This window comes from Prevotella sp. P4-98 (assembly GCF_002251405.1).
Classification (GTDB): domain Bacteria; phylum Bacteroidota; class Bacteroidia; order Bacteroidales; family Bacteroidaceae; genus Prevotella.
Map to the genome: position 1 here is coordinate 1 of NZ_NPJC01000026.1, position 1,760 is coordinate 1,760.

The 1,760-nt window shown below is 51.8% G+C and carries 1 rRNA gene; it reads left to right on the forward strand.

The features are described 5' to 3' along the window. The first annotated feature begins 210 nt into the window (after window positions 1-210). Window positions 211-1,741, forward strand: a 16S ribosomal RNA gene (locus CIK96_RS04410). The last annotated feature ends 19 nt before the right edge of the window (window positions 1,742-1,760 follow it).

The window sequence follows — 1,760 nt, forward strand, 5'->3', positions numbered from 1 at the left end:
GAAGGAAGAGTTCTTTGAAAGATTTACATAAAACAGAGAAGTAGTAGTACAAGAAGCGAGACTTACTTTTTATGAGTACAGTCTTGGGTGAATTTACGAACCGTCGATTTTTAGGAATCAAGGTGCTTTATGATCCATGATACTACCGGATATGAGATTCGTTCTGAACAGAGACACGACACTTCTTTAAGAAGTATCAAAGATATTTTTACAATGGAGAGTTTGATCCTGGCTCAGGATGAACGCTAGCTACAGGCTTAACACATGCAAGTCGAGGGGCAGCATTATCGAAGCTTGCTTTGATAGATGGCGACCGGCGCACGGGTGAGTAACGCGTATCCAACCTTCCCCATAGTCAGGAATAGCCCGGCGAAAGTCGAATTAATGCCTGATGTTTTCCACGGACGGCATCTGATGTGGAACAAAGATTCATCGCTATGGGATGGGGATGCGTCTGATTAGCTTGTTGGCGGGGTAACGGCCCACCAAGGCAACGATCAGTAGGGGTTCTGAGAGGAAGGTCCCCCACATTGGAACTGAGACACGGTCCAAACTCCTACGGGAGGCAGCAGTGAGGAATATTGGTCAATGGGCGGAAGCCTGAACCAGCCAAGTAGCGTGAGGGATGACTGCCCTATGGGTTGTAAACCTCTTTTATAAGGGAATAAAATACGGGACGTGTCCTGTTTTGCATGTACCTTATGAATAAGGACCGGCTAATTCCGTGCCAGCAGCCGCGGTAATACGGAAGGTCCGGGCGTTATCCGGATTTATTGGGTTTAAAGGGAGCGCAGGCGGTCTTATAAGCGTGACGTGAAATGCAGCGGCTCAACCGTATGATGTGCGTCGCGAACTGTGAGACTTGAGTGTATTCGATGTCAGCGGAATTTGTGGTGTAGCGGTGAAATGCTTAGATATCACGAAGAACTCCGATTGCGAAGGCAGCTGACAAGGCTACAACTGACGCTAAAGCTCGAAAGTGCGGGTATCGAACAGGATTAGATACCCTGGTAGTCCGCACGGTAAACGATGGATGCCCGGTGTTTGCGATATACAGTGAGCGCCCAAGCGAAAGCGTTAAGCATCCCACCTGGGGAGTACGCCGGCAACGGTGAAACTCAAAGGAATTGACGGGGGCCCGCACAAGCGGAGGAACATGTGGTTTAATTCGATGATACGCGAGGAACCTTACCCGGGCTTGAACTGTAGGCGAACGATCCAGAGATGGTGAGGCCCTTCGGGGCGCCTATGGAGGTGCTGCATGGTTGTCGTCAGCTCGTGCCGTGAGGTGTCGGCTTAAGTGCCATAACGAGCGCAACCCCTCTCTTCAGTTGCCATCAGTTTAGGCTGGGCACTCTGGAGACACTGCCACCGTAAGGTGTGAGGAAGGTGGGGATGACGTCAAATCAGCACGGCCCTTACGTCCGGGGCTACACACGTGTTACAATGGGTGGTACAGAGAGTTGGGTGTACGCAAGTGCATTCTAATCAAGAAAGCCATCCTCAGTTCGGACTGGGGTCTGCAACCCGACCCCACGAAGCTGGATTCGCTAGTAATCGCGCATCAGCCATGGCGCGGTGAATACGTTCCCGGGCCTTGTACACACCGCCCGTCAAGCCATGAAAGCTGGGGGCACCTGAAGTCCGTGACCGCAAGGGTCGGCCTAGGGTGAAACCGGTGATTGGGGCTAAGTCGTAACAAGGTAGCCGTACCGGAAGGTGCGGCTGGAACACCTCCTTTCTGGAGACGGATCTTAGAT